General features: G+C 42.9%; 6 protein-coding genes and 3 pseudogenes. 3 read left to right on the top strand and 6 right to left on the bottom strand.

Features of this window, described 5'->3' with window-relative positions:
- A partial coding sequence (locus AB6C75_RS22065) for a transposase (protein ID WP_372109259.1) occupies window positions 1–260 on the bottom strand: 260 nt, incomplete at its 3' end.
- A 79-nt stretch (window positions 261–339) separates the two neighbouring features.
- Between AB6C75_RS22065 and AB6C75_RS22060 the strand changes: the two are divergent.
- Both AB6C75_RS22060 and AB6C75_RS22055 read left to right on the top strand, forming a co-directional pair.
- A pseudogene (locus AB6C75_RS22060) lies at window positions 340–660 on the top strand (transposase); the annotation flags it as partial.
- A 33-nt stretch (window positions 661–693) separates the two neighbouring features.
- Window positions 694–921 carry a hypothetical protein gene (locus AB6C75_RS22055; RefSeq protein ID WP_371995614.1) on the top strand — a complete coding sequence of 76 codons (228 nt, stop codon included), beginning with the start codon at window positions 694–696 and terminating at the stop codon, window positions 919–921.
- A 69-nt stretch (window positions 922–990) separates the two neighbouring features.
- On the opposite strand, the pseudogene AB6C75_RS22050 reads toward AB6C75_RS22055, so the two are convergent.
- Window positions 991–1,095: pseudogene (locus AB6C75_RS22050) on the bottom strand (AraC family transcriptional regulator); the annotation flags it as partial.
- 108 nt (window positions 1,096–1,203) lie between these two features.
- A complete protein-coding gene (locus tag AB6C75_RS22045; RefSeq protein ID WP_277814463.1) occupies window positions 1,204–1,572 on the bottom strand; it encodes an AraC family ligand binding domain-containing protein in 369 nt (122 codons plus the stop codon).
- Window positions 1,573–1,970: 398 nt separating this feature from the next.
- Between AB6C75_RS22045 and AB6C75_RS22040 the strand changes: the two genes are divergently transcribed.
- Window positions 1,971–3,926 (top strand): methyl-accepting chemotaxis protein, encoded by a 1,956-nt coding sequence (locus tag AB6C75_RS22040; RefSeq protein ID WP_372109257.1) that lies wholly within the window; start codon window positions 1,971–1,973, stop codon window positions 3,924–3,926.
- A 342-nt stretch (window positions 3,927–4,268) separates the two neighbouring features.
- Here AB6C75_RS22040 and ltrA read toward each other — a convergent pair.
- From ltrA to AB6C75_RS22025, 3 genes and pseudogenes are all read right to left on the bottom strand, one after another.
- Window positions 4,269–5,740 (bottom strand): annotated as a pseudogene (gene ltrA, locus AB6C75_RS22035) (group II intron reverse transcriptase/maturase).
- Between the two features lie 604 nt (window positions 5,741–6,344).
- On the bottom strand, window positions 6,345–6,614 hold the full coding sequence (locus AB6C75_RS22030) for a hypothetical protein (protein ID WP_029223978.1): 270 nt from the start codon (window positions 6,612–6,614) through the stop codon (window positions 6,345–6,347).
- A 184-nt stretch (window positions 6,615–6,798) separates the two neighbouring features.
- Window positions 6,799–7,353, bottom strand: a complete 555-nt coding sequence (locus AB6C75_RS22025; RefSeq protein WP_076678502.1) for a recombinase family protein — start codon at window positions 7,351–7,353, stop codon at window positions 6,799–6,801.
- Window positions 7,354–7,730 lie beyond the last annotated feature (377 nt).

Here is a 7,730-nt window from a genome sequence, read left to right as displayed (position 1 = left end):
AACGGTACATGGGCTAACCTAAATATCGAGTCGATAAATCCTTGCAGCGCTCTCAGCGGCATAGAAAAAACTCGTTTCACCATTAGTGCTGTCGTGATGGCTAAATCACTGAACCGACGTGGCCTCCCGCGCTTATTCTGTTTGCTTTGCGCCCACCCGCTTATCGCTTCTTCATCAATCCAAAAGGTCAAAGAGCCACGGTTAATAAGTGATTGGTTGTATTGCTTCCAGTTGGTTGTTTTGTAACGTGGTTTAGGCATGAGGCTACGAGAGATAGTGGACGTAGCAGATCAGATCGTAGGTTCTGGATTTAGTTCCATTGAATTACGCAACAAAGCCGCTAAGAAGCTTCAAGGTAAAGGTAAGTTAGGAGCGCTGTCTAAAACCCAGAAACTCTATGGGATAGAATCCCGCTTAAAAGGTGCGTCTATCGAGACACGAAAAGCTGAGCGTCAACGGCATGCTAAGCCGATACTGGATGAGATGTACGAGTGGATGACGACTCAACAAGTGATAGCTTCTAGCCCGCTGGGTAAAGCGATAAAATACACGCTCGGCCAATGGCCGAAGCTCATCCGCTATATTGATGACGGTCACTTATCGATAGACAATAATCGTGCTGAACGTGCAATAAAACCGCTGGATATAGGCAGAAAAAACTAGCTCTTCTCGACCAACCCTAACGGGGCTGAAGTGAGTGCGATGCTTTACAGTGTTGTTGCAAGTCAGGAGGGTGGTTGGTATAGCCCTGAAGGAGACGCATGTAACTACGGTAATGCTAATGTGTCGACATCTGACCGTGGGACCTCTTCGTGGGGACAAGACCCAACGGCTCAAACCTGCTTAGTTTCAATCAAAAAGTATCAGGAAAAAAAACGAAACATTGATTGTTTTGAAGGTCCAAAAGTGGTTAAAGGGTAGCTGCTTGTAAGCTAAACCTCACTTAACAATGAGCTCTGACTTCATTACGTCAGAGCTCTTTGTTAAGTGCTATACAGACGAAGTGGCATAACGTTTCGGAGTTATACCAAAAGCACGTTTAAAGTTTCTTGTTAAATGGCTTTGATCAAAAAAGCCGCACTCTAAAGCGGTATTAGCACAACTATCCCCTCATTACCGCATTCTTCTGTCTGTCCCGAATCGCTTTCGATGTTAGCTTTGCGTGATCACCATGCCTGCCAAAGAGTATTTCAAAGCAAACCGTCAGGATTCCTTTGTAATATCAAAAGCTGGCTCTTCTATAGCAATGTGCAACTGGCGAAGCAGACTAAAGAGTTCGGGGTCGTTTAGTATCGGTGATTTGATAAAGGGCAAAACATCCTGATCCGACTGCTCAAAATGGCGTTGTACCATCGCTAGTTCAAAGTAAAACATTCTATACTTCCAACCAGTGTGACAACCAGCAAAACCAGTATGAACTTCAGCAGGATTTATCGTCACGATCTGGTTTTCAGGAATAACGATATTATTGCCACGATAATAGAGACCTTCTGCCCCTTTCTCGATAACACCAATAGTAAGATCGTCATGCCAGTGCTTAGAAAATTCGAACTGTTGACAAGAGGCTTTCAGCAGTTCAGTACCTTCAAATGTGCCGCTTTGCCAAACCTTGGAAAATTACATCTACATAACCAGTTACTGTTTTGTCAGCAAATAGAGTTTATCGTCACATATAGTTAAGTAAAAGTGACTATTTCTTGAAGTGATAATTCAAATGTAGTTTTATACTCACTCCAACAATAGATATTTTCAGAATACAACATACCACAATAGAACAATCCCGTATTTGTTAAGTTTAGCCCATAAGAAGAGATAGTTAGCAAAGGCTATATCGGAAGATGGTAGCCAGAAAAACCGCTGAAAAAATAGCTCTGTTGATAGGTAGGTCAAACGATCTCAGTTAGATTTTAGGCCTAGATTACCATCTTTAAGTTAAATTTGGTTAACTTAAAATAACTAGAAGTGCCCACATGAACATAAAGAAGAAACTATTGATTGCCCAAGTCATCGGCATACTGATCCCTATTACTATCGTCTCTATTTTAGTTGCTAATATTCTAAAGAACCTCGCCTTGGATAATTTTGTATCCAGCAGTAACAACGAAATACGCCAGGTTGAAAATGCGGTTTCAATCTACTTTAAAGATATTGGAGAAAACCTCACCTATCTCGCAAAAAGCCCTCAATTGATCTATGCAGATGACAGCATAACTACCTACATGGGGAAACCGAGCGCAGAGATGACTCCGGAAAAAAATGGGTCTGTGGAACGGACTATTTACTCACTATTTGATCAGGTGGGTAAAACCCATCCTGAATATGCCTATATCTACATGGGAACTGAAGATGGTGGATTTATACAATGGCCTACAGGGGGAAGCCCTGAAAACTATGATCCTAGGGGCCGTCCATTTTATAAAGCTGCTAGCACCTCGCCTTCAGATATCGTTCGTGGACAGGCCTATTACTGGGAACCAGATGATGCTGTGATCTTAAGTACCACAAGGACATTTGACTCAAAAAATGGTCGAAGAGGTGGTGTTATTGCTATCGACGTTTCACTAAAAACTCTCACGGATATCATCAAAAATATCAAGCTTGGTGAAAACGGTTATCTAATGATGATCGAAGATTCAGGCAATATCCTGGTCGATGCAGGAAAGCCGGAAAACAGCTTTAAACAAATCGATGAACTTAGTGGAAGCTATCGCACAATTAATAATACAAAATCTGGCCTGGTCAATATTGAACTGGATGGACAAAGCTACATGGCTAATGTGTATGAATCTAAAGTGCTAGGCTGGAAGTTCGTTGGCATCATTAGTCAGGATGAAGTGATGAGCTCCCGTAATGAGACTCTGGAGCTCATTGTCTATACTGTGTCTGGGCTTATTCTCCTGTTCATATTTGTCGCTGCCCTATTCGCGAACACAATTGCTAAACCGCTACAAATTGTTTCTGACAGTCTTAAAGAAATCGCATCAGGTGAAGGTGATCTCACGAAGACAATCTCTATCGATTCCAAAGATGAAACTGGAAAACTGGCTAGTTACTTCAACCAATTCCTTGATGCAATAAAACTGATTGTTCTTCAAATCACCGAATCTGGTAAACAAATGCTTAACTCATCAGAGCAAGCGATCGAAATTGCAGGAAAAATGGCTGAAACATCGGATCGTCAAAGCCAAGCTCTGGAGCAAGTATCAACAGCATTCAATGAAATGGTTGCGACTGCCAACGAAGTATCTACTTCATGTGCTGCCGCAGCGGATTCTGCAACGGTTGGTCAAAAACTGGTTGATGAAGGTCGTCAGCATATTGATCTGGCAGTTCAAAGTGTCCACCTACTATCAGAAGCGCTAACTCAGTCTTCAAGCGAACTAAAGAGCCTAGAAAATGATACTCATGGAATCACTATGATTCTCGACACAATCAGAGATATTGCCGACCAAACTAATCTACTTGCATTGAATGCCGCTATTGAAGCAGCAAGAGCCGGAGAGCAAGGCCGAGGATTCGCTGTAGTTGCTGACGAAGTTCGCGCGCTCGCGAAGAGGACCGCAGATTCTACTCAGGAGATTGATGAGTTAGTCAACAGGCTTCAGGTTCAAACCAAACAAGTCACTCAACATATGAGTCATAGTCTCAATAATTCTAGCCAAACCGTAGAAATCACTCAGGCAGTACAGAGTAGCTTTCATGGAATTTCCAGTTCGGTTGACGTTATTCGTCAAATGAATATACAGATAGCAACAGCTGCAGAGCAACAGCATCAAGTTGCAGAAGAAATCAACGGTCATATTCATCAAATACATCAAGATGCTTTAGTGGTTAAGGATATTTCTAACAGTGCGAATGACAATGCCAAGGAGCTTGATGATATCGCTTTGAATCTGAATACCCTTGTTTCCAGATTCAGGACGTAATTGATTGGGCTAATCCAAAAAAGGTCTTCAATACAAAAATCAAACGCTCATTTGTGTATGCGTAGTCATAATTTCCACATACAATAAGCGTTGTGCAACAAACTAAAGGTGGTAGAAAATGTTCATTTCCGTTCGAGAGCAGCATCTTAACAAAGGACGTAAGTACTGCATTTTGCAGTACTAAAACTTATCCGAAGGGTAGATTCTGCCTCTGACCGCAAAACGATTTCTGTCGGGTGGACGACACTTGTTACCAAGTGCCGTCTCCCTAAGAACCCAGCGTGCAACTTTCACTGCACTAGGCTTAAGCCTCTACAAAGGCATCAAATGATACCCAGCAACTTATAAAGCAGTGAGAGCAGGTTCAATCCAAGAATTACGAGCTAGCCTTTTGTGTTTTCTCTTTCCCAAGTATTCTTGGTATTGAGGGTCGAAAGGTGTCACTGCGCTTCGGATCTTCACATGTCTTTCTATCGGCACTTTAGCTATTTGGAAAAGATTAAACTGGCAATCCATATCCTTTATCTTCTGCCAACCGTGAAACTGCCATTGGCCTTTTCGGTTGATGAAGTATTTCAAGGCGATCCAAGTTTTAGATTTTGTTGGATGTCGCCTTTTAGCCCAATGCCATAACGCTTGAAATAGTTTGTGACCGACATAACTGAATACCTGCTTAGCTACGCAGTGGCGATAATAGTTCGACCACCCTCTAAGCTTTGGGTTAATCAGTTTGATAAGGTCGTTCACCGGTAGGGTAACGTGCTTTTTGATGAGTCCGCGCAAGTTACTTAGGAACGTCAACGTATTGGCCTTGCTCGGTTTGATGAGCAGTTTTCCTTTGTACTTCCTATGGTTGAACCCAAGGAAGTCAAAACCGTCGTTGATGTGAGTAATGTGCGTTTTCTCTTCGGATAACGTTAAGCCTCGTACCGCTAAGAAGTCAGCAATCAGTGGTTTGATATCGTTCTCCAACACTTCCTTTGAAGCGCAGGTGACGACGAAATCGTCGGCATATCCAATAAAGTTAGCTCTTGCGCCTTTCTTAAGCGCGGTAGATTTAATGCGCTGTTCGAGACCCGATAACGTCATCAACATCAAGGTGGGGGATATAATTCCGCCTTGAGGCGTGCCTTCGTCGGTGTCGTAAAACAGCCCTTTGTCTACAAAGCCAGACTTTAGCCATTGCTTCAACATACGTTTATCAACAGCAACATTATCCATCAGCCATTGATGCCCAATTTTGTCGAAACAGGCTTTGATGTCCCCTTCAAGAACCCATTGTGCTGACCGTTTCTGACTCAAACAGATGAAACACTGGCCGATTGCGTCAGCCGTGCTGCGATTTGGTCTAAAACCATAACTATTAGGGTCGGCAAGCGTTTCGGACACAGGTTCTAATGCTAGAAGATGGAGAGCTTGTTGGGCTCTATCAATCATGCATGGAATACCCAGAGGCCTGAGCTTACCGTTCTTTTTGGGGATGTAGATACGCTTGAGTGGTTTAGCTTGATAAGCTTTCCGACTCAGTTGATTTACTGCTTTCATACGACGCGCGTCTGTGTTCCAGACAACGCCGTCTATTCCAGGCGTTTACTGCCTTTATTTTGAGAAACCCGCTTAACAGCAAGAAGTTCTGCTGAGCGAGAATGAGTCAGTATCCACTGCAATGCTTTAGCTTTGCCGTGTTTACCGTCTCTAGTTGCCTTTGCGATACGCATTTGAAGCTTTAAGACGTTCGCCTCTACGGCCTTCCAGTTAATGGATTGCCACTGTGCACTGTCAGAAGATGCACTAATCTCATTCGAAATCATCATTTGCTTTTCTTCCTTAATAAAGTTCTTCAAACTCTCTCGCAACGAGAGACCAGTTGGAAGTGGGCTCACTTTCGTGACCAGACACAAGTCTGTATCTACATCGTTACAATGCAGCCTTAGCTTTTTCCAACCTCCTATACCTGCATCACTATCGGCCACACAGGCTTTCCCAGAGGGAGTGATACAGGCTTACCATGTTCCGTATGCAGCGCGATGGTAGGTTAGGTGCCCGCTATGGTGCGAAGAGCGTGTTGATCACGAAAGAGCATTGGACAATCTCTTTCCTACTCTTAGTGCCTTTTGGCTACAGCGTATAAACCACTTCCGCTGCTTCGTAATATAACGCACCTTGAACGGATTCACGTGTGTTCACCATACTACCTGCCTAGCACTCACCCGATTTATGTGGTTATCAGGAGGAGCCTTCTCTCGCGATTTAGCTCCCGACAAGATAGTTTCTTGTCTTCGTTACATTGTCAGAGCCGCTACTTAATTCAGGCTCCTAGGCTCATCTGGTGATACAGATGGTCCATTCTTAACGCGATGGACAGCGCTGCATACGACCTCATGTCGCACGTCCAAAAATGAGTTTCAGAAGCATCGTTTAATCAAGCCAAGTGAGTACCTTATCAAACCCCTTTGGCGTTATATTGATGTACCAATCTAGATCCACTTTTTTGCGCATAACCAGTCCACACTCTTCAAGAGCTTTACATGAAACTCGGAAGTTGTTCGGGTGAATATCTCTCCCAAGCACTTGATTGACGGCCAGGTTGATGACGGTTGACTTACCTTCTTTTACTCCTTTAATGAACGCCTTGGCCAAACATCTTAAGACCTCTTTTTGAACCTGGCTCATTCTTGCTCTTTTCATTCTCTCTGCCTCTTAATCATTGCAACAATAATTAAATTAAAATTCTGAAAATTTGTTTATTTCATCAAGGGATAGGTTCGTGCTGGCTGCTATATGCTTGCATGTAGAGTCAGTATGAAGCCGACAGAGCGAAGCAACGTCAGTCAGCTCTTTACTCATTTAAAGAACAGCTTTGTTCGCGATTCTAAAGAGAGATATTTTTTCCTAGAACCTTATAGACCGTAGTCCTACTGCACTCTAACTCTTTACTGATCGCATGCTTGTTCATTCCTTGGCCTGCAAGCTCTTGAATACGTGTATGAAGCGTCTTATTAGGAAATCGGCCAAGATGCCTTCCTTCAGAGCGAGCACGCTCTCTGCCTTCATTACAACGCTGTAATATTCGTTTTCTTTCCATTTCAGCAAACGCCGATATGGTCGTATAAATAACTCGACCTACATCGCTATTGATATCTAAATCCCCCAAATCATGAAACACCAAACCCGCTTTCTTTTGCGCTAGTTGATCGGCAATTTGCAAAGCATCAATGGTATTTCGAGCAATGCGGTCGACTTTGGTAACATGAATAACATCTCCCTCCCTTGCAAAATCCAGCAACAGGTTAAGCTGTTTTCTATCAGAAGATTTACCGCTCGCTTGCTCTTGGTAAATTTTTTCACAACCAAGACGTTTAAGTTGTTCAAGTTGAACATCGAGCGTTTGGTCTTGGGTGCTAACACGAGCATAACCAATTTTCATAAAATGGCCTAAAAGTGAACTTAAAGATATTGATACACAAGTGTACATGTTCACTTTAAATTATAAAGACTAACTGAACAGTTATTAGATGATTGTGAGTAATGTCCATAAAGTTACACCTTAATGAACAGTTGTTAAAACAAAGCGGGGGAACAGCCTTAATCATTTCAACAATGATTAAGTCAAAAGAAAGATTTGGGTGCACCTTGGCATGGATCACAACACTGAATCAGGATACATGAGGTGATGATGAGCGTAAAACGCTTGTTCGGGGCGTTGTTGCATCGCTCGTATTTCGGAGCAGCACAATAATCACGAGGCTTCTACTGATATAATGCAGTTTTCGCCTCGAGGCTTACTTATCCATGCCAAACAAG

Source organism: Vibrio sp. 10N.237.312.B06 (genome assembly GCF_041464685.1).
Taxonomy (GTDB): Bacteria; Pseudomonadota; Gammaproteobacteria; order Enterobacterales; family Vibrionaceae; genus Vibrio; species Vibrio tasmaniensis_A.
Note: the sequence above shows the minus strand (reverse complement) of the source record. Positions and strands in the feature narration are given on the sequence as shown.